This is a genomic window from Achromobacter mucicolens (assembly GCF_029866465.1).
GTDB lineage: Bacteria > Pseudomonadota > Gammaproteobacteria > Burkholderiales > Burkholderiaceae_B > Achromobacter > Achromobacter mucicolens.
Genome location: NZ_CP123364.1, coordinates 3,835,968 through 3,854,948, shown reverse-complemented (window position 1 = coordinate 3,854,948; position 18,981 = coordinate 3,835,968). Strand labels below are relative to the sequence as shown.

Annotated in this window: 18 protein-coding genes; 9 read left to right on the top strand and 9 right to left on the bottom strand. The window is 64.3% G+C overall.

Annotated elements, in window-relative coordinates:
* Positions 1-65: 65 nt before the first annotated feature.
* Both QEP15_RS17620 and QEP15_RS17615 read left to right on the top strand, forming a co-directional pair.
* Positions 66-458 (top strand): phage holin family protein, encoded by a 393-nt coding sequence (locus QEP15_RS17620; protein WP_280147782.1) that lies wholly within the window; start codon positions 66-68, stop codon positions 456-458.
* Positions 433-978: a hypothetical protein gene (locus QEP15_RS17615; RefSeq protein ID WP_142054162.1), complete on the top strand. Its 546-nt coding sequence runs from the start codon at positions 433-435 to the stop codon at positions 976-978. The genes QEP15_RS17620 and QEP15_RS17615 overlap by 26 nt, the downstream gene beginning before the upstream one ends.
* 111 nt (positions 979-1,089) lie before the next feature.
* Here the strand turns inward: QEP15_RS17615 and QEP15_RS17610 are convergent, their stop codons facing one another.
* Positions 1,090-1,560 (bottom strand): low affinity iron permease family protein, encoded by a 471-nt coding sequence (locus QEP15_RS17610; protein ID WP_142054164.1) that lies wholly within the window; start codon positions 1,558-1,560, stop codon positions 1,090-1,092.
* 130 nt (positions 1,561-1,690) lie between these two features.
* Between QEP15_RS17610 and QEP15_RS17605 the strand changes: the two genes are divergently transcribed.
* The gene (locus tag QEP15_RS17605) at positions 1,691-2,776 is read left to right on the top strand and encodes a calcium:cation antiporter (protein WP_056323262.1); all 1,086 of its coding nucleotides are present in this window, start codon (positions 1,691-1,693) and stop codon (positions 2,774-2,776) included.
* Positions 2,777-2,910: 134 nt separating this feature from the next.
* Here QEP15_RS17605 and hdeA read toward each other — a convergent pair whose 3' ends face one another.
* The 4 genes from hdeA to QEP15_RS17585 form a co-directional block, all read right to left on the bottom strand.
* Complete coding sequence (gene hdeA, locus QEP15_RS17600) at positions 2,911-3,210, bottom strand: acid-activated periplasmic chaperone HdeA (RefSeq protein ID WP_056323268.1); 300 nt, start codon at positions 3,208-3,210, stop codon at positions 2,911-2,913.
* Between the two features lie 170 nt (positions 3,211-3,380).
* On the bottom strand, positions 3,381-4,238 hold the full coding sequence (locus tag QEP15_RS17595) for a ZIP family metal transporter (protein ID WP_280148923.1): 858 nt from the start codon (positions 4,236-4,238) through the stop codon (positions 3,381-3,383).
* Between the two features lie 307 nt (positions 4,239-4,545).
* Complete coding sequence (locus QEP15_RS17590; RefSeq protein WP_180100524.1) at positions 4,546-4,800, bottom strand: hypothetical protein; 255 nt, start codon at positions 4,798-4,800, stop codon at positions 4,546-4,548.
* A gap of 203 nt (positions 4,801-5,003) precedes the next feature.
* A complete protein-coding gene (locus QEP15_RS17585) occupies positions 5,004-5,228 on the bottom strand; it encodes a CrpP-related protein (RefSeq protein ID WP_128828768.1) in 225 nt (74 codons plus the stop codon).
* A gap of 419 nt (positions 5,229-5,647) precedes the next feature.
* Here QEP15_RS17585 and QEP15_RS17580 point away from each other — a divergent pair, with 419 nt between their 5' ends.
* Together QEP15_RS17580 and QEP15_RS17575 are read left to right on the top strand one after the other, a co-directional pair.
* Positions 5,648-6,211 (top strand): DUF4142 domain-containing protein, encoded by a 564-nt coding sequence (locus QEP15_RS17580; RefSeq protein WP_180100523.1) that lies wholly within the window; start codon positions 5,648-5,650, stop codon positions 6,209-6,211.
* 151 nt (positions 6,212-6,362) lie between these two features.
* A complete protein-coding gene (locus tag QEP15_RS17575; RefSeq protein ID WP_152385044.1) occupies positions 6,363-6,869 on the top strand; it encodes a YciE/YciF ferroxidase family protein in 507 nt (168 codons plus the stop codon).
* A 589-nt stretch (positions 6,870-7,458) separates the two neighbouring features.
* On the opposite strand, the gene QEP15_RS17570 is transcribed toward QEP15_RS17575, so the two are convergent.
* Positions 7,459-8,415 carry a DUF2243 domain-containing protein gene (locus tag QEP15_RS17570; protein ID WP_280147781.1) on the bottom strand — a complete coding sequence of 319 codons (957 nt, stop codon included), beginning with the start codon at positions 8,413-8,415 and terminating at the stop codon, positions 7,459-7,461.
* Between the two features lie 56 nt (positions 8,416-8,471).
* Here QEP15_RS17570 and QEP15_RS17565 point away from each other — a divergent pair, with 56 nt between their 5' ends.
* Positions 8,472-9,641: a zinc-dependent alcohol dehydrogenase gene (locus QEP15_RS17565; protein ID WP_108005450.1), complete on the top strand. Its 1,170-nt coding sequence runs from the start codon at positions 8,472-8,474 to the stop codon at positions 9,639-9,641.
* Between the two features lie 13 nt (positions 9,642-9,654).
* Here the strand turns inward: QEP15_RS17565 and QEP15_RS17560 are convergent, their stop codons facing one another.
* The 3 genes from QEP15_RS17560 to galU form a co-directional block, all read right to left on the bottom strand.
* Entirely contained in the window at positions 9,655-10,755 is a 1,101-nt protein-coding gene (locus QEP15_RS17560) for an FUSC family protein (RefSeq protein WP_280147780.1), read from the bottom strand.
* A gap of 133 nt (positions 10,756-10,888) precedes the next feature.
* Positions 10,889-11,104 (bottom strand): hypothetical protein, encoded by a 216-nt coding sequence (locus QEP15_RS17555; protein WP_062842130.1) that lies wholly within the window; start codon positions 11,102-11,104, stop codon positions 10,889-10,891.
* 40 nt (positions 11,105-11,144) lie between these two features.
* Positions 11,145-11,978: a UTP--glucose-1-phosphate uridylyltransferase GalU gene (gene galU / locus QEP15_RS17550; protein ID WP_280147779.1), complete on the bottom strand. Its 834-nt coding sequence runs from the start codon at positions 11,976-11,978 to the stop codon at positions 11,145-11,147.
* Positions 11,979-12,145: 167 nt separating this feature from the next.
* Here galU and QEP15_RS17545 point away from each other — a divergent pair, with 167 nt between their 5' ends.
* The 3 genes from QEP15_RS17545 (at position 12,146) to QEP15_RS17535 (ending at position 18,832) form a co-directional block, all read left to right on the top strand.
* On the top strand, positions 12,146-13,696 hold the full coding sequence (locus tag QEP15_RS17545; protein WP_152385041.1) for a PAS domain-containing sensor histidine kinase: 1,551 nt from the start codon (positions 12,146-12,148) through the stop codon (positions 13,694-13,696).
* 94 nt (positions 13,697-13,790) lie between these two features.
* A complete protein-coding gene (gene nadE / locus QEP15_RS17540; protein WP_152385040.1) occupies positions 13,791-14,630 on the top strand; it encodes an ammonia-dependent NAD(+) synthetase in 840 nt (279 codons plus the stop codon).
* 71 nt (positions 14,631-14,701) lie between these two features.
* Positions 14,702-18,832, top strand: a complete 4,131-nt coding sequence (locus QEP15_RS17535; protein ID WP_280147778.1) for a CheR family methyltransferase — start codon at positions 14,702-14,704, stop codon at positions 18,830-18,832.
* Positions 18,833-18,981: the final 149 nt, after the last annotated feature.

Below are 18,981 nucleotides of genomic sequence, written 5' to 3'. Positions count from 1 at the left end.
GGGAATGGCAATTGCTGCGCGAGCCCTGCCCGCCAGGCTTGACAGCCACGCGCCAAGGAGACGCCATGATTGCAGAACGATTGCGTAGATTGCGCCGCATCGCGGCCTTTGCCGCCGAACGCTCGGGGGACTATGTGGAGTTGGTGGGGATCGAGTTGTCCCTTTACCGCTCGGCGCTGGTGGCCACCGTGATCAGCAGCGTGGCCCTTGTGTTTTGCGGGTTGGGCACGCTGGGGTTTATCTCGGTGGCCGCGATTGTGAGCTTTTGGGATACCGAGCATCGCAAGCTGGCCGCGTGGCTGGTGGCCGGCGCCTGGCTGCTGATCACGCTGATTTCGCTGGTCATTTCGACACGGAGCGCGCCGAAAGCGTCGCCCTTCGCGGAACTGAGTCATCAGGTGCGCCTGGATACCGCTGCTGCACGGAGCCACTATGCCCAAGACGACCACACTGGCTGATAAAGAGGCCCTGCTGGCCAAGATGGAGCGCGACCGCCAGGCGCTCGATGTTCCCATGCCGCGACGTTTACCGCTCAACAGAGCGGGCGGGGCGTGGGCCCGGACGGCCGCGCTGGCCGCCGGTGCGACGCTGGGATGGCCGCGCTTTTTGCGCCAGCCGCTGCGCGCCATGGCAGCGGTGGCCATGCGCGACCGGGTTGCGGAACTGATGGGCCGCATGCAGGTGCGGCGCGTCAGCGATCCGATGTCGGACCCGGAACTGGCCCGGTTGGAGAAGATGATGGCGGACGTGCGCGCCGCTGCCGCCAGGTCGGCCGACGACGCGGAGATCGAGCGGCTTCGGGCTCTTTTGGATCTTCAAGTGGCGCGGCTGCGCAAATTGCGTGTGCAGCAAGGTCAGCGCGCCCAGCACGTCCAGCAGTCTCAAGTCATGCAGACCATTCCGCCCACTCCGCGAACCCGGCAGACCCCTCCCGTGCCGTCCGCGCCGGCGGGCCGTGACGTTTCATCGATTCCATAGCGCAAGGCAAACGCGAGGCGCGACCGCGCCTGCTGCACGGGCGGACCCTCGCGGGTCCAATCCCCGGGCGGATCATGGCCGGTCCAAGAGCGCCCACGGACCCGCACCCCATCACTGCCGGCGGCGACTGCGTGCGCGTTGCCGATGCTGTTTCCGCGCCCGGCTGGTCAGCGCGGACGCCAGGGCAAGCAGCTTTTCCTCGTCCAGCCGTTCAGCGTCGACCAGTTGCTCGTCGGCGCCTTTCACCGCAATCAGCAGTTCGTCCAGCTTCAGGTGCAGCGCCTCGCTGTCCTTGTTCTGGCTTTGCTGAATCAGGAAGACCATGAGAAACGTGATGATGGTGGTGCCGGTGTTGATGACAAGCTGCCATGTCTCGGAAAACCCGAAGGCCGGGCCCGAGAACGCCCACACGACTACAGCGATCAGCGCGATGCCGAATGCGACAGGCGATCCCGCTCTCTTCGTGACTTGCGATGCGAAGCGGTCAAAAAAGTGGGAGATGGGGTTCACTTTTCCGGCCTTCCCGGGCCGGGATTTCGGCTCGCACTTTGCTCGCCGCTTTGCTGCATTTCTCTTCGGCATGGCGCTCCATTCCTACACGCTCGGACCTGCGTGACGTAAAACCCGACAGCAAGCCTCATGCCCGATTGCTTGCGCGCCACGCGGCACGGCACGTGCTAGGCCCACGGTGTTTTTCGCCCGCCATATCGCAATGAAATCCCTACTGCAGTCTGAAATGTTCCTGCTGCTGGCCTGCGGGCTTGCGGTCGCGGGGCTCTTTGTTGAGCCGCATCTGGAAGGGCTAGGCCAAGCCGGTAGCCTCGTTGAAACGGTCGTGCTGATCGCCGCGATTCTTGCCGCGTCGCTCAGTGTTGCCCGCCATGCCGAACGTATCGCGCAGAAGCTGGGCGACCCCTACGGCAGCATGATCCTGACTTTGTCCGCCGTGCTGGTCGAAGTGATCGTGCTGGTGATCGTGTCGGCGAAGGCGGGCTCGCCGACGCTGGTGCGCGACAGCATCTATTCGGCGGTGATGCTGGACATCAACGGGATCCTTGGCGTGGCCGCGCTGATCGGCGGCTTCAAGCACGGCGAGCAGGCCTACAACGACGATTCGGCGCGCACGTACAGCGTGATGATCCTGACCGCCGTCACGGTGTCGATGATCATCCCCGAGTTCGTTCCGCAGCCAAGCTGGCGGGCCTACAGCGCTTTCACGGTGGTGTCGATGCTGCTGATGTACGGCGTGTTCGTGCGCATGCAGACCGGGCCCCACAGCTATTTTTTCAGCTACAGCTATCCGGACAAGAAGACGCGCAAGCCCGCGCCGGCGGGCGCGCAGCCAAATTGGCGCCAGTCGGCAGTCGTGATGGCGGTGGGCATTGTGGCGGTGGGCGCGCTGGCCGAACTGATGTCGCACTCGCTGAACCGCGGCCTGAAAGGGATGGACGTACCCGTCGGCCTGATCGCGCTGGTCGTGGCGGGCATCTCGGCGGCGCCAGAGATGTTGACGGCGTTTCGCGCGGCGCTCGCCAATCGCATGCAGTCGGTGGTCAACATTGCACTAGGTGCGTCCCTGTCCACGGTGATTCTGACCGTGCCGGCGATGGAGGCGATGGCCTTGATCACTGGTCAGCGGATCAACATGGCGATGACGCCGCTGCAGACGCTGATGATGCTGGTCACATTGGTTGTCGCGGCCATCAACCTGAACGACGGGCAGACGAACGCCATCGAGGGCCTCACGCACTTTGTGCTGTTTGGCGCGTTCCTGATGCTGCTGTCGCTGGGGTTATAGGGCGGCTCCTCAACCGCAAGCATTCGCGGTAAGCGCCTGAATCGAATCGGGGAAACTGCGTGCGCCAGAGGCTGCGGGAAAGGGGGGCGCTAAGGCAAGCCCCCGAAGCCTGAGCCTCAGGGGCGTCAATACATTTACTTTTTCAGACCCGCCAAGGCGTCGCGCAGCATGAGCTTGGGGTTTTCGTTGCACTGCTTGACCAGCATCGGCGTGCGGGTGCTGATGCCCTCTACGTCGACCACGGCCTCTTCGGGCTTGCCTTTGTTGTTCAGCGCTTCTGCATAGCTGACGACGACGGGACGAAAGCTCTCTTGGACGTCGAGGAAGTCCTGGCATTGCCACATGCCGAGAGGCTTTTTCGCATCAGCTGCCTGGCCGGTGACCGAAAAGGTCAGCGAGCCAATGAGACCAATCATCAGTAGGTGCTTCTTCATGTTCGAGCTCCTGGGGTTGGCTTGCAGATGGAATGGCTTACAGGGAAAAAGTGAGCCGCCAGGCTCACCGATTTACATTACTGAAATCGGATGGGCGTCGTCAACGCGGCCGACATCCAATGGCGGAGGGGGATCCGCTTATACCGGTCACGCCGCAACGTCCGGCGAAATCATTGCAGCGCCGTGTCCAGCAGCATCATGAGCACGAATCCCAGCATGAGGCCGCAGGTCGCGGGAACCTCGTGGCCTTTTCGATGGGTCTCGGGAATGATTTCGTGGCTGATGACGAACAGCATGGCGCCAGCCGCAAAGCCCAATCCCCAGGGCAAGAGCGAGGCCGACCAGCCCACAATGGCCGCGCCAAGCACGGCGCCCAGCGGTTCCACCAACCCCGATGCCATCCCGAAGCCAACGGCAAATGCGCGCCGATAGCCCGCGGCGAGCAGGGCAATGGCCACCACCAGTCCCTCGGGAACGTCCTGGATTGAAATGCCCATGGCGAGCGAACCCGCCTGCACGGGATCGGCGCCGGCGTAGCCGACGCCGATCGCCAGGCCTTCCGGAAAGTTGTGCAGCGTGATGGCGAACACAAACAGCCAGGTGCGGCGCAGGTTGCGTGCCGGCTTGCCTTCCTTGCCCTTGATGAAATGCTCGTGGGGCAGCACGCGGTCCAAGAGCAGCAGCGCCAGTGCCCCGAGCAGGATGGCGCCCGCGATGGTCAGACCCGCGCCCCAGGGGCCGCTCCCGAGTTGCCGGGCCGCGTCCAGGCCCGGAATGATCAACGAGAACGCGCAGGCGGCCAGCATGATGCCCGCGCCGAATCCCAACAGGGTGTCCTGCACCCGCTCGGGCACGCGTTGCGAGAACGCGACCGGCAACGCGCCCAGCGCGGTCGCGCCCGCCGCGAGCAAGCCGCCCAACAACGCGGCGCCAACAGCGGGATGGCCGGCGTCCAGGTATCGCCATAACGCGAACACGCTCAGCCCGCACACGATGAGCAGACCCGTTCCCATCAGACCCCTCAGCATCGAGGTCCGCGGGTCCGGCAGCGCCTGGCCGGCTGGGGAGGTCTGGCGGGGCACTTACGGCGATCCCGAAAAGAGGCCGCGCGCTGCCGCAAGACTTGCAAGCGCAGAGAACGTCAGCGGTGAATCCGCTTGTGTGCGGCGTGGCCGATCCATGGATACCCCCTGTGTGAAGGCCGGCAGCGTCCTTCACGACGCCGGCCGGCCGGATGTGGCGGTCGAGCCACAGCAATGCGCGTGCCCGAGGGGGGCAGTACGGCCCATGAAAAGAGCGCCCGAAGGCGCTCCATGGGACCGCGCGCGTTGCGCGTCAGGTCAGGCAGAACTGCGGCGTGCCGCTGGGGTCGACGCGCCGGATGCCCTTGAGAATCCACTTCGCGTGCCGCTCGGCTTCATGCTGGGCCGAAAACAGCTTGCCGCTCGGAATGGGCCAGACGGCCTGCTGGTCATTAAGGTCGCCGTCACGCCGGGTCGTGACGTTCAACCGGTATTTGCCGCTGGGCAACTCAATGACGTCGCAGTGGACTTTGAATCCATCTACGCAAATACCTTGTTCAGTATTCATCGTGCGCTCCAGTGAGTGGATAGAAATCGTTGTGCCCCGGGATTTTCCAAAATCGGGGCTCCATGCTGTGCAACAAAGTGCAAGAATTCTCGACCAACCGCCCAGGGCTATTTGCACCTGCAGAATGGCCTCTCGGGCGACCCAAACGAAGCGGGCCCTGGACATGGTCCAGGGCCCGGTGTGGCGCGCAAAGCAGGGCGATGCTACCTGCGTATGCTCATGAAGGGGGATGAAGGCGTCCGGCTCACTGCCCGAGATTTGACGCCGTCTTTCCAGCCGGCTTTCCACATCTCGACGCGGCTGCGCCATTCATTGACGGATTCGCCGGTCTGCGCAGGCATGGCTGCGGTGCGAAGGTAGGGGCAATCCAATAGGGTCAACCCCTGGCGCGCGGCGTCTGCTCCCAGCTTCTGGATATCCACTTGCATGGCAACTCTCCCAAAAGATGTGAGCGCTTAGTTTGCCCAGCGCAAAACCGTCGTGCAACGCAGCGCGTGTAACTTCGCGTTTCTGTGTTACATAGCCGTAAAACCCGCGCGTTGCGCCGCGAAAAAGTGCCGTGCGTCGTGGGGCGAACACGCCCCGCCCAAGTGAAAGCAAGGTCACAGCGACGAGGCGAGGCCGTGCCAGCCACCAGGCTCCCCAACCAGAACCCGATGACCGCGTCGCTGTGACACCCCAAAGTCCGCAACTAACGTTCCCGTGTTGCGCTGGCGTGCCACCAACGTAGACGTGCGAGGGGATGCCATGCGGGCACTCCACCGGGCATGACGTTTGCTGAAGCTTGGCTGTTCGTCAGACGGCAACGCGCCGTCATCCGGCGACGCTATTCCTACTGGAGGTCCGAATGAAAAACCGTCTTTTGAAGGCAGGGCTTGGCGCTGCAATTGTTCTCAGCATGGGTTCGGTTGCGCTCGCGCAGACGCCCGCCACCCCTGGCGGGCAGGTGCCCGCCGCAACGAACAAGCTTGACAGCGAGGCCCGTGGCTTTCTGACCGACGCGGCCGAGTCCGGCCATCTCGAGATTGCTGGCAGCAAGATGGCGCTGGAAAAGTCGCAGAACGCCGAGGTCAAGAAGTTCGCGCAGATGATGATCGACGATCACACCAAGGTGGGGCAGAAGCTTGAGGCATTGGCCAAGAGCAAGGGCTTCGAGCCGCCCAAGGATCCGTCGATGATGCAATCTGCCAAGCTCAAGGCGCTGGGCCTGCGCAAGGAAGGATTCGACAAGGCTTACGCCGACGAGATCGGCGTGGACGCGCACGAGGACGCCGTCAAGCTGTTCGAAAAGGCCTCGAAGGAAGTGAAGGATCCCGAGGTCAAGCAATTTGCGATCGAAACGTTGCCCAGTCTCCAGCAGCATCTGCAGGCCGCCAAGGCGCTGCAGCAAAGCGTGTCCGCCAAGAAGTAGCGCACACGCGTGCGCCGGCGCCCTGTCCGGCGCCGGGCCGTTCAAGCGGGCCTGCCCGCCACGCGTTGCACCAAGGCTCACCGGCATGGGCCTTGCTGTGCAGGGGCTGGGCAAGGCCCGCTTTTCAATCGATCCACCGACAGGAGTGATCATGAGCCAGAAAACCTTGAAGGACCTGTTTGTACACGAGCTATCGGATATCTACAGCGCCGAAAAACAACTCACGCGAGCCTTGCCGAAGATGGCCCGGGCAGCCAGCGATCCCGCACTGGCCGACGCGTTCACCGCCCACCTTGAAGAGACCCGTGGCCAGGTCGAACGCATCGACAAGATCGTGGAAGGGGCGGACTTCCGCCTCAAGCGCATCAAATGCGCCGCGATGGAAGGGCTGGTCGAAGAAGGCCGGGACGTCATTGAAGACGTTGAAGAAGGTCCGGTGCGCGATGCCGCGCTGATCGCGGCTGCGCAGAAGGTCGAGCATTACGAGATCGCCAGCTACGGCACGCTGTGCACGTTTGCCAAGCAACTGGGCGAGACCGAAGCGCTGAAGCTGTTGAAGGAGACACTGGCCGAAGAAAAGGCCACCGACGAGAAGCTGAGCATGCTGGCGCTCCAGCAGACCAACGCCGAGGCTGCCAAGGCGGGCAAGGCCAAGTAGTGAAGTACGCAGCGCGCCCGCCAAGGCGATGACGGCCCTTTGCAGTACTTGCGCGTGCAGGGCCGTCATTCGTACTATGCGCTGAAATGGGCGCCCTGGAGAGCCATCATGAAACCAGCAGACGAGTCACCTTCGCGCGGCCGGCCCGCGCGGCGCGGGGCCAGGACCGGCCGCGGACCCTGGCTGATGCTTGCTTTCTGGATAGGCGCGGTGGCCGTCCTGTTTCTGGTCGGCGTATTGATCCGCGGGATGTAGCGACTTACTGGCACAACCTGGACGCCACCATGGTGACGACGGTGCCATCCGGAAGTTTGTAGTGTCCATCGCCTTCCCAGGTCACGAGTTGGCCGTCGGGAAGGCAGCAGTAGGCACGGGGCGTTTCATCGCCCATTGGCTGCGAGGAGTATCTGTCGATGCGGTAGGTGCTACCGTCGGCAGCAGCGGCAACGACTTCCATGACACGCTTGTATGTTGGGTTTGACATTTCTGCCTCCTGTTCACACTGTCGGGGTATTGGTGCATGTTGCCCCTGCACGGTCAATACGCATCGCAGCATGGGCGTCGTGTGAGCCGTAGTACGTCCGTTGCGTCAACTTGCCGCTCCGGCCTTCAGCCATGCCGAACACCCCGCCGGCGCAACCGACCCGCTGACGTACATCGCGTCGGCTGCAAATAGGCGCAGTTTTTGTGCGGTGGGGACGGCGGTCATGACCCAGACGGATCCTTGCGGATCCGACCAGACGATGCGTGCATCGGTTGCGGCCAGCGTCTGGAACATCGCGGCGGGGGACGCGCCCGGGCGCAGCGCGACCACCGTGGTGTCCGCGTCGGCACGCAAGGGAAAAAGGTTCAGCATCCCGCCCGCCAGCACCGCTGCCGCGAGCAGGCCGACGAGCGATTTGCCGGTGCGGCCGGTGGGCGGCGGGCGGCGAGGATTGCGGGTCGTCCAGCCGGCCAGCAGCGGCGCCAGGCCGAATACGACAAACCACGCGATGTCCCAGATGAGCGGCTGTTCCGCGTCCATCTTGATGCGATGAATGCCGGTGATCCAGTGCGAGAGCAGCGCATCGATGATGTGCCAGGAGCCGAAGCCGATCCAGAAGTGGCCCCAGCGCGGGCGGATCGGCGTGCCCGGCGACGCGGCTGACCGGGCGCGAAACAACTCCATGAGCCCGGCGGCGGCGATGACGTACATGATGGCGTGAAAGACGCCATCAGCGGCGACCTGGGCGCCCAGCGACCCCAGCGGTCCAACCTGCACGTTCGATAGCAGGTGGTGCCATTGCAAGATCTGATGCAGCAGGATGCCGTCAAAGAAGCCGCCCATGGCGAAACCCAGCAGAAAGCTGGCGCGCCGCAGACGGCGAGGGGCGGCAGGGTCAACAGGTGTGCGGACGAGTTCCATGGCGTTTTCCTTGAATGGCATCGCAAGCGCGCCGTCGGCGGCGCGGTCCGCATGTCCTGTTCCCATCTGCGCCAAGGCGAAGATCCGCACGGAGTTGGTCGGCGCAGGGGCGGCTGCCGGGGTGTGGATCGGCGACGGCATGGCAGTTGCTGCGCCAGGCCCGATCGCGTGTTGCGGTCACGTCAAAGGAGATTCCAATGAAAGCACTTTGCTGGCACGGCAAACACGACATCCGCTACGACACGGTGCCCGATCCGATCCTGGAGCATCCGCGCGACGCGATCATCAAGGTGAGCGCGTGCGCGATATGCGGGTCGGACCTGCATCTGTTCGATGGGTTCATGCCCGGCATGAAGTCCGGGGACGTGATGGGTCACGAGTTCATGGGTGAGGTCGTGGAAGTCGGCGCGCAGGCGCAGAACCTGAAGGTGGGGGACCGGGTCGTGATTCCGTTCACCATCACCTGCGGCGAATGCGACCAATGCAAGAAGGGCAACTTTTCGGTCTGCGAGCGCACGAACCGCAACGCGGACCAGGCGGCCAAGATGTTCGGGCATACGACGGCGGGGCTGTTCGGCTACACCCATCTGACCGGCGGCTATGCGGGCGGCCAGGCGGAATACGTGCGCGTGCCGTTCGCCGATTCGACGCATGTGCAGGTGCCCGACGCGCTGTCGGATGAACAGGTTCTTTTCCTGGGTGACATTCTGCCCACCGGGTGGCAGGCGGCCAAGCAGTGCGACATCGAATCGACCGACACCGTCGCCGTGTGGGGCGGCGGACCCGTGGGCCAGATGGCGATCCAGAGCGCCATCCTGTTGGGCGCGCGCCAGGTGATCTGCATCGAATCCGTGCCGGAGCGGCTGAAAATGGCGCGCGACTGCGGCGCGGTCACGATCAACTTCCAGGACGAGGATGTGGTGGAGCGGCTCAAGGAGCTGACCCACGGCAAGGGCCCGGAGAAATGCATCGACGCGGTCGGCATGGAGTCGCACGCCAGCAGCTCGATGGAGCACCTTTACGACCGGGTGAAGCAGGCAGTGGGCGCCGAGACCGACCGGCCGCACGTGCTGCGCGAGATGATGTATGTGTGCCGGCCCGCCGGCATCCTGTCGGTCCCCGGCGTCTACGGGGGACTGATCGACAAGATTCCCTTTGGCGCGTCGATGAACAAGGGACTGACGTGGCGCATGGGTCAGACCCACGTGCGGCGCTGGACGGACGAGTTGCTCGACCTGATTGTGCAGGGCAGGATCGATCCGTCGTTTGTCATCACGCACCGCGCAAAGCTTGAGGCCGGACCCGATATGTACAAGACCTTCCGAGACAAGGAGGATCGGTGCATCAAGGTGGTGCTCACGCCTTGACGCCTGGCGCGCGTCAGGCCCCGGCCTGGGATGGGGTCTGTTGCGCAGCAGGCTGCACGGTGTCGCACAGGGCATCCAATTCCCGCGTGACCTCGTGCCAGGACCAGCGGATCAGATCCACCGCCACCCGTTCGTCACACGTGAAGCCGCCGCCGCTGGCGGCTTCCTGCACCACGGCGTCCAGCTGAGCAAATTGTTGACGGGTGCAACACAGGGGCGCGTCGGCGCCCCGTTCGCGAATGGCGCGCGCCAGGCCGTCGATCTGCCGTTGCGCTGCCTGCGCAACCGCATGCAGGGCAGGGCCCAGACGGCGTGAGACGTTCTCGGTGACTTGCACGCCGCCCACGCGCTCCATCAGCGGGACGGTAAGCCATAGCTCCTCGATCCGGTCCTGCAGCCGCTGCGCCTGCGTGTCGCGGCCCACAAAATCGATCGGCAGCGATCGGGACTGGCGTGCCATGTCGATCGCCCGCCAGTGCGCGCGTTCCAGGGCGGGCTTGTCTCGCGGCCGCGGGCGTTCTCTGCCTTCGTTCAGGGCGGCGGCCCATTCGACCAGCAATTCCCCGTACAGCTGCAACGAGGCGGCAAGGTTGTAGCGCATGCTGTGACGGGCCGATAGCGGCAGCACGGCAAAGGCGGCCAGGATACCGGCGGCCGAGCCCACGACGATCGCAAGTGTCTTGTTGACGGCGCCTGCAACGAGGTCGGCGTCCGGGGTCACGGTCAGGATGGTCGCCGTGACGAGACTGTAGTTCAAGGAGGGCCAGCGTAACGTCAGGCAAGCGGCGGCGCCTACGCCGACGACGATGCTCCACGGCGCCGGCAGGCCGGTGACGGCGGCAAGTGGCACGAAGGCAATGCCCAGCGCCACCCCGATCATTGCGCCCAGGATGCGCGCGGCTGCTTCGCCGACCGTGCCCTCCACCGTGGCCCGCACTACAAATAGCGCGGAAAAGGCGCCCCATGCCAGATCCGGCATCTGCTGCCACCGCATCCAGCCATAGGCCAGCAAGACGGCGGTAATGGTTTGCAGGGGTAGGCGGACATTGTCCTGTCCGATCGCGTCGCGATAGGCGGCGGCGCGTTTGAGAAATTGGGCGTAAAGAGGAAACATCTGAACTTTGGCCAACTGTGCGCAGATCAGGCGTCTGCGTCGGCCGGAAACGGAAGGAAGATGGCGTCGCGATGGCCCAAGAAACCGCAGCGCCTATGCGCGGTGGTCTCCTGGGCAGGGCGGTCAGTTATGGTCAGGACTCGGATTTCTTGGGGCGTCCGTACGGATCCTTGCCCGCAGGCGCCTGGGACCCGCCGGCGGGATACCCCGAATTGGTGTCGGGGTTCTGATTGACGTCCCCCGTGGGCGGACCGTCCTCGGTCGGTTGACCCGTATAGCCGGTCTCTGCGCGATCCACGTGAGGCGACGGCGGCGGATTGGGGGGCGGGGCGGGTTTCGAATCGGTCATGAGGTAGCTTCCTTTGTAAAGATTGGAGCGGGCCGCGCTTTCAACCCAGGTTGTGGTACTTGCGCCCAATTTCCATCGTGGCGCGATAGAAGCCTTCCTTGCTGCCGCAGTCGTAGCGCACGCCCTCGTATTCAAACCCGAAGACGTTACGGGCCTTGAGCAGGGCGGCGATGCCGTCGGTGAGCTGGATTTCTCCACCCACGCCCGCCTGGGTGCTCTCCAGCAGCGCGAAAATTTCGGGCTCCAGGATGTAGCGCCCGACGACCGCCAGGTCGGTCGGCGCATCCTCGGGCTTGGGCTTTTCCACGATGCCCGTCAGGCTCATCACGCCGTGTGCCTTGCGGCTGCCGGAGACGATCCCGTACTGGTGGGTGTTGGCTTTGGGCACCTGCTGGATCGCCAGGACGCTGCCGTCGAACTCCCGGGCTACCTTCGCCATTTCGCCGATGACGGGGGCATCCGCGTCTATCATGTCGTCCGCCAGCAGCACGGCAAACGGTTCGTTGCCTACAATGGGCGCCGCGCAGAGCACCGCATGGCCCAGCCCCAGGGCAGCCGGCTGGCGGGTGTACACGCATTTGACGTTGTTCGGAATGACGTTGCGGACGGTTTCCAGCAGGGCGTTCTTGTTTTTCGCTTCCAGGTCGTATTCCAGTTCTGGCACGCGGTCGAAATGATCCTCGATGGCGCGCTTGTTTCGGCCCGTGACGAAAATCAGTTCAGTGATGCCCGCGGCGACCGCTTCCTCGACGGCATACTGGATTAGCGGCCGGTCGACGATGGGAAGCATCTCCTTGGGCATGGCCTTGGTGGCGGGAAGAAACCGCGTGCCGAGGCCCGCGACGGGAAATACAGCTTTACGAATGGGTTGCATTGCTAAGGCCCTCTATGCCCGGACGGCGCCAGGAATGCGCCGCCTACTGATCGCTGTTAGAGCAAATTTTGTGCCCGTGGGCTGGCGGCTGTAACAGAGTTTTCGGGATGGCACGCCGTTTGCTGACGGGGCTTGAGCATGAATAGACACGCAGGTGGGGACATTGCATGACTTCTTTACCGGATTTTCCGTCCGAGGATCGCTATCGTCTGCTGGTAGGGGCAGTACGGGACTACGCCATCTACCTTTTGGACGCCAACGGCCGCGTCAGCAGCTGGAATCCGGGCGCTGAACGTTTCAAGGGCTATGGCGCGGACGAGATCATCGGGCAGCACTTCTCCGTTTTTTACACGCCCGAGGACCGGAATGCCGGCGTACCCGAGCGCGCGCTGGAAACGGCACGGCGCGAGGGGCGCTTCGAGGCCGAGGGCTGGCACATGCGCAAGGACGGCAGCAGGTTCTGGTGCAGCGTGGTGATCGACCCGGTCGTTGACGATCGCGGCGAACTGGTCGGCTTCGCGAAGATCACGCGCGACATTACCGAGCAGAAAGAGCGGCACGAGCAGCTCCAGGAAGCCCGCGATTCGATGCACCATGCCCAGCGCAACGAGGCCATTGGCCGGCTGACGGGGGGCGTGGCGCATGACTTCAACAATTTCCTGACGGCGATCCGGTTCTCCGCGGAATTCATCAAGCGCTATCCCGACCTGCCTGCTTCGCTGATGCGTTATGTGGGCATCATCATCGACACGACGGAAAAAGCGGCCCAGCTTACCCGGCAGCTGCTTGCCTACGCCAAGCGCCAGCCGCTGCAGCCGCACGCGTTCGACGTGCGCGATAGCCTGGCTTCGATGCGGCAGCTCTTCGAAACCACGGTGGGGTCGTCCGTGGCGGTCAGCTACGAGTTCGGGCCGGGCGACTGTACGATCTTCGCCGATCCCACCCAGCTTGAGTCGGCGCTGCTCAACCTGGTCATCAACGCGCGCGACGCGATGCCCTCGGGCGGCCAATTGAAGATATCGGCCCAGATCGTGCCCGACACCGCGACGCTGGGCGGCTTGGCGAGGCTCAATGGGCCGCAGGTGGCGCTGTCGGTGCAGGATTCCGGCGCCGGGATCGAGCCGGAGGTGCTGGCGCATGTCTTCGAACCCTTCTTCACGACCAAGGGCCAGCATGAAAACTCCGGCCTGGGGCTAAGCCAGGTGCAAGGCTTTGTCCGGCAATCGGGCGGCGACGTGACCGTCGACAGCACGGTAGGCACGGGCACGACGTTCACGCTTTACCTGCCGGCCGCCAAGGCGTCGGGCGCCACGGCCGAATCGCCCGTCTCCGGTGAGCTGGCCAACGTGCCGGTGCGCCGCGAGGTGCTGCTGGTGGAAGACAACCGCATGGTCGGTGAAGTGGTATCGGCATGGCTGGAAGAGCTGGGTCAACAGCTCACCTGGACCGTTGACGCCGAAAAGGCCCTGAAGGAACTTGAACAGCGCGACGGCGGGTTCGACCTGGCCATTCTTGACCTGGTGCTGCCCGGCATGAACGGCATGGATCTGGCCTATCGGATCCGGGAGCGCTGGCCCGGCATCCGAATCGTGCTGGCCAGCGGTTACAGCGAGGCGATGGCAGGGCCCCGGGCGCTGGGCTTTCCAGTCATGCAAAAGCCTTATTCCGTCGAAGCCCTGATGCAGGTGCTGACCGAGGACGCGCATACGATGCCCTGAGCGCCGGACGCCGGGGATTCCGGCCGCTCAGTTGCCGCTACGGCCGGGCACACGGATTGCTGCGGATATCCGCGAGAAGCGGATAGGAGTGAACATGCAACCCCAAAACACGGCATTGCGCCCGCAGGACGCCATCGCGCGCGAGCTCGGCGTCACCAAGGACTTTGACGCGGCCGTCGAACTGGAAGCGCGGGTCGCATTCCTGGCCGATTACCTCGCCCGCTCGGGGCGCGCGGGCTATGTGCTGGGCATCAGCGGCGGGGTGGACTCCACGGTGGCCGCGCGAATGGCGCAGCTTGCCGTCGAGCGGGTGCGATCCCAAGGCAGGCCGGCCACGTTTATCGCGGTGCGCCTGCCCTATGGCGAGCAGCGCGACGAGGAAGATGCGGCGCAGGCGGTGAACTTCATCGCGCCCGACCGCCGGATGCGCATCGACATCAAGCCGGCGGTGGACGCGCAGCGCGAGGCGCTACGCGCGGCGGGCCTCGCCTACGCGAACGAGGCGGCCGAGGACTTCGGCGCAGGCAACATCAAGGCGCGGCAGCGCATGATCGCGCAGTACGCAATAGCCGGCGCGCTGGATTGCCTGGTCATCGGCACGGACCAGGCGGCCGAGGCGTTGATGGGTTTCTTCACGAAACACGGGGATGGGGCGGCGGATGTGCTGCCGCTGCGTGGGCTGACCAAGCGGCGGGTCCGGGCGTTGGGAACGTTGCTTGGAGCGCCGGAGCGGCTGGTGCAAAAGGTGCCCACTGCCGACCTCGAGTCCTTGAGGCCGTTGCGCCCGGATGAGGACGCGTACGGCGTCACGTATGCCCAGATCGATGGATTTCTGGAAGGAGAGGAAATTGCGCCGGACGCCGTGGCGGTGATCGAGCGCCAGTTCAACGCCACCGCGCACAAGCGCGCACTGCCTCCGGGGCCTGCACCGTGACGTGAGGCCGCCGCGCTTTTCGCGACCTGTATCATTGCCGATACCCTTCAGCCCGTCACCACAGGCAAAAAATGTCCAATTCGCCGTCCGTTCCAAACAACAAGCCCGGCGTCGTCCGTAGTGACCTCAGCTTTCCTGTGGTCGGCCTGGGCGCCTCAGCTGGGGGGATCGACGCGCTTAAAACATTTTTTTCGCATATGCCGGCCAAGCCCGGCATGGCCTTCGTCGTGGTGGTGCACCTGTCCGCGGACCACGAAAGCGTCCTTGACAGGATTTTGCAGTCCAGCACCGCCATCCCGGTCGCGCAGGTCACCAAGCCGGTCCCGATCCAGCGTGATCACATCTATGTGATACCCCCGGGCGCGACGCTGGCGATGAACGACGGGTATCTGCGCGTGACCGCTGGCACGGCCAGACCGGAAGGCCGCCACATCGCCATCGACACGTTTTTCCGGACGTTGGCCGACGTGCACACAACGCGCGCCGTCGGCATCGTCCTGTCCGGCGGCGGATCGGACGGGTCGGTCGGCCTTGCCCGTATCAAGGAGCAGGGCGGCGTGACGTTCGCGCAATCGCCCCAGGACGCCGAGCACGACACCATGCCGCGAAGCGCGATCGCAACCGGCGCGGTGGACATCGTGCTGCCGGTGTCGATCATGCCGGATCGCCTCAGGAAAATCGCGGAGAACATGGGCAGCATCCACCTGCCGCCGCTGACCGAGGAGGAAGCCGCGGGCGCGGCCGACGCCGAGCAGGCGGCGGATGAGTCCAAGCACGATCGCAACACGTTGCGCGAGATCCTTGCCTTGCTGCGCGCCCGCACGGCGCACGACTTTCGTCACTACAAGAAAGCCACGGTGCTGCGCCGGATCGAGCGCCGCATGCAGATCACGGGCGCCGCCACCCTGGCGGACTATGGAAAGCTGCTTCAGGAACGCAGCGACGAAACCCCCAGGCTGCTATCCGACATGCTGATCGGCGTGACGCAGTTCTTCCGTGACCGGGACGCCTTTGCCAATCTGGATGAATTCGTGCTGCCCAAGCTGTTCAAGGCACTCAGTCATGCGCCGGATTCCGCGTTGCGCGCATGGGTGGCGGGTTGTTCGACGGGCGAAGAGGCTTATTCGCTCGCCATGTTGATGAGCGCGCGGGCTGCGGCGATGCCTCAGCCGCCCAGGATCCAGATCTTTGCCACCGACATCGACGAAACGGCGCTGACGGTGGGCCGGACGGCGGCATATCCCATGGCGATCAAGGCCGATGTGCCCGAGGCAATGCTGCAAAGCTTCTTCAGCCGCAAGGACGACGAATACCGCATCAAGAAAGACGTGCGCGAGCGTGTTCTGTTTGCCGTGCACAACATCCTGCGCGACCCGCCTTTTTCTCGGCTGGATCTGGTCAGCTGCCGCAATCTGCTGATCTACCTGGATCGCGAGGTGCAACGCGATGTGCTGCGCATGTTCCATTTTGCGTTGAAACCGGGCGGCTTCCTTTTTCTGGGCAGCTCCGAATCGGCCGATGCATGCCCGCAGCTGTTCCAGGTGGTGGACAAGCGCTATCGCATCTACGCCGCGCGCGAGACCCCGGCGCAGCTGAGCGGCATGCCCGAACTGACGGACGGCGGTTTCAGTCACGTGCGGCCCATCCACGCCTCCACCGCGCCGGTGCGTGAGACCAAGGTGTCGTACGCCGCGGTGCACCAGCGCGCGCTTGAAATGTACGCGCCACCCAGCGTCATCGTCGATGCCAACAGCGACATCGTGCATATCTCGGATGGCGCAGGCCGTTTCCTGCGCCATCCGGGCGGCGAGCCCTCCCGGAATCTCCCGGCGTCGGTGCATCCCGAACTTCGCACCGAACTGCGCACGGCAATGTTCCAGGCGCTGCATTCGCGCAAGAGCGTTGAGGCGCGGCGGGTCAAGATGACCTTCGGCGACCGCCAGGCCTACATCAACATGGTGGTGCGGCCGTTCCGGCACGAGGAGTCCGCCAGCGACTACATGCTGGTGCTGTTCGACGAAGTCGAAGACGTCATGAGCGCCGATGGCAGCCAGGGCCCGACGAGCGGCTCTGCCGCCGTGCTGACACAGCTGGAGGCAGAGCTGCAGCGCACCAAGGATCAGTTGCAGGCCACCATCGAGCAGGCCGAGACCTCGACGGAGGAACTGAAGGCCTCCAACGAGGAGCTGCAGGCCATCAACGAAGAGCTGCGTTCGACCACCGAAGAGCTGGAAACCGGCAAGGAAGAACTGCAGTCCGTCAACGAAGAGCTTATTACCGTCAATGCGGAACTCAAGACCAAGGTCGACGAAACCGCCAAGATCAATGACGACTTGCAGAACCTGATCGCGTCCACCGACATCGCCACGGTGTTCGTGGACCGCATGATGCGCATTCAGTGGTTCACGCCGCGCGCCTCCGATATCTTCAATGTGATTCCCAGCGACGCCGGCCGTTCGGTGCTGGACATCACGCATCGGCTGGAATATCCGGACCTGGCCAAGGATGCCGCGGGCGTGTTCGAATCGCTGCGGCCGCTTGAGCGCGAGGTGCGCAGCGCCACCGACCGTTGGTATCTGGCGCGGCTGCTGCCCTACCGCAGTGCCGAACACCGCATCGAAGGCGCGGTCCTGACGTTCATCGACATCACCGACCGGCGCAAGGCGGAAGACCGGGTTCGTCTGGGCGAAGCCCACCTGAAGCTGATGACGGAAAGCGCCCGCGACTTCGGCATCATGACGCTGGATAACCAGGGCATCATCACCAACTGGAACATCGGCGCCGAGCTGATGTTCGGATACACCAGCGCCGAAGCCGAAGGCAAGTCGATATCCATCATCTTCACCGACGAGGACATTGCCGCCGGCCGGCCGGAATACGAACTCGATCGTGCCCGGCAGATCGGTTACGCGCCGGACGAGCGGTGGCACAAGCGCAAGGATGGCAGCCTGGTGTACTGCACCGGGGGCGTGAACCGCATGGACGACCCGGTCTATCAAGGGTTCGCGAAGATCGTGCGCGACGTGACGGAATTGAAGCTGCGCGATGCCGAGCAGGAATCGCGGCTGGATCGCGCGCGTGCCGACAGCATGCTCAAGGACGAATTCTTCGCGGTCGTGTCGCACGAACTCAAGCACCCGCTCAATCTGATTCAGCTCAATGCCGAGCTGCTGGCCCGCGCGCCAGCCGTGCGCAACCTGGCGCCGGCAGCGCGTGCCATCGATCTGATCCAGCGGTCGGTCAGGGGCCAGGCCCGCATCATCGACGACCTGCTGGACCTGTCGCGCGTGCGCACTGGAAAGCTGGCGCTGAACAAATCGATCATCGACGTCGTGGCCATCGCGAAGAATATCCTCGATGTGCTCAGGCCCGCCGCCGCCGCCGCCGGCGTCGACCTGCGGGCGGACTTCGATCCCGCCCTGGCGATCTACCTGGATGCCGACCCCGTGCGCATCGAGCAGGTGATCTGGAATCTGCTGAACAACGGGATCAAGTTCACACCGGAAGGAGGGCGGGTCGCGCTCAAGCTCGCCGTTCAAGACAACCGGTTGAGGCTGGACGTGGCCGATACGGGCCAGGGCATCGACCCGATGTTTGTCGGCCGGGTCTTCGACATGTTCAGCCAGGGTGACGTGCGTCAGAAGGCCGGCACCAGCCCGGGGCTGGGTATCGGACTGGCGGTCGTCAGCGAACTCGTTGGCGCCCATGGAGGCACGATCGAGGTGCACTCGGACGGCCTGGGCGCCGGCGCGCGATTCACGGTGTGGCTGGACCTGGCCGGGGCGCGCGAAGAACAGGACGCGCCACAAACCAATGGCGACATGCCGCTCGACGGGTTGAATGTGCTGCTGGTCGACGATTCCGAGGACGTCCTGCAGGTCATGCGCGAACTGCTGGATCTCGAAGGGGCCATCGTGACGGCTGTCTCCAGCGGCCGCGAGGCCTTGGAACGGCTGGATCAGTCCCCGTTCGATCTGCTGCTGTCGGACATCGGCATGCCCGACATGGACGGCTATGCGCTGATGCGGGCCATCCGCGAGCGGGAGGACGGCGTCGATCTGCCGTCCATCGCGCTTACCGGGTTTGGCGCCAAGGAAGACATGCGAGAAGCCGTCAGCGCCGGCTTCTCGGCGCACATCAGCAAGCCCGTGTCATTGGACGATCTGCTGGAAGTCGTGCGCAAGATTCGTCCCCGCAGTTGAACGTCGCTGGCGGCCGCGCGCAGCGGCCGCCGCACCCCCCGCCATCGCGAAGTTTCAATTAGTGCCAATTTTACGCTTCTGGAAATAATTAGCCTGCGTTGGCGTAGGGCGTGATTGCGCCTGTTTTGGGTTGCGCGCAAAGCATGCTG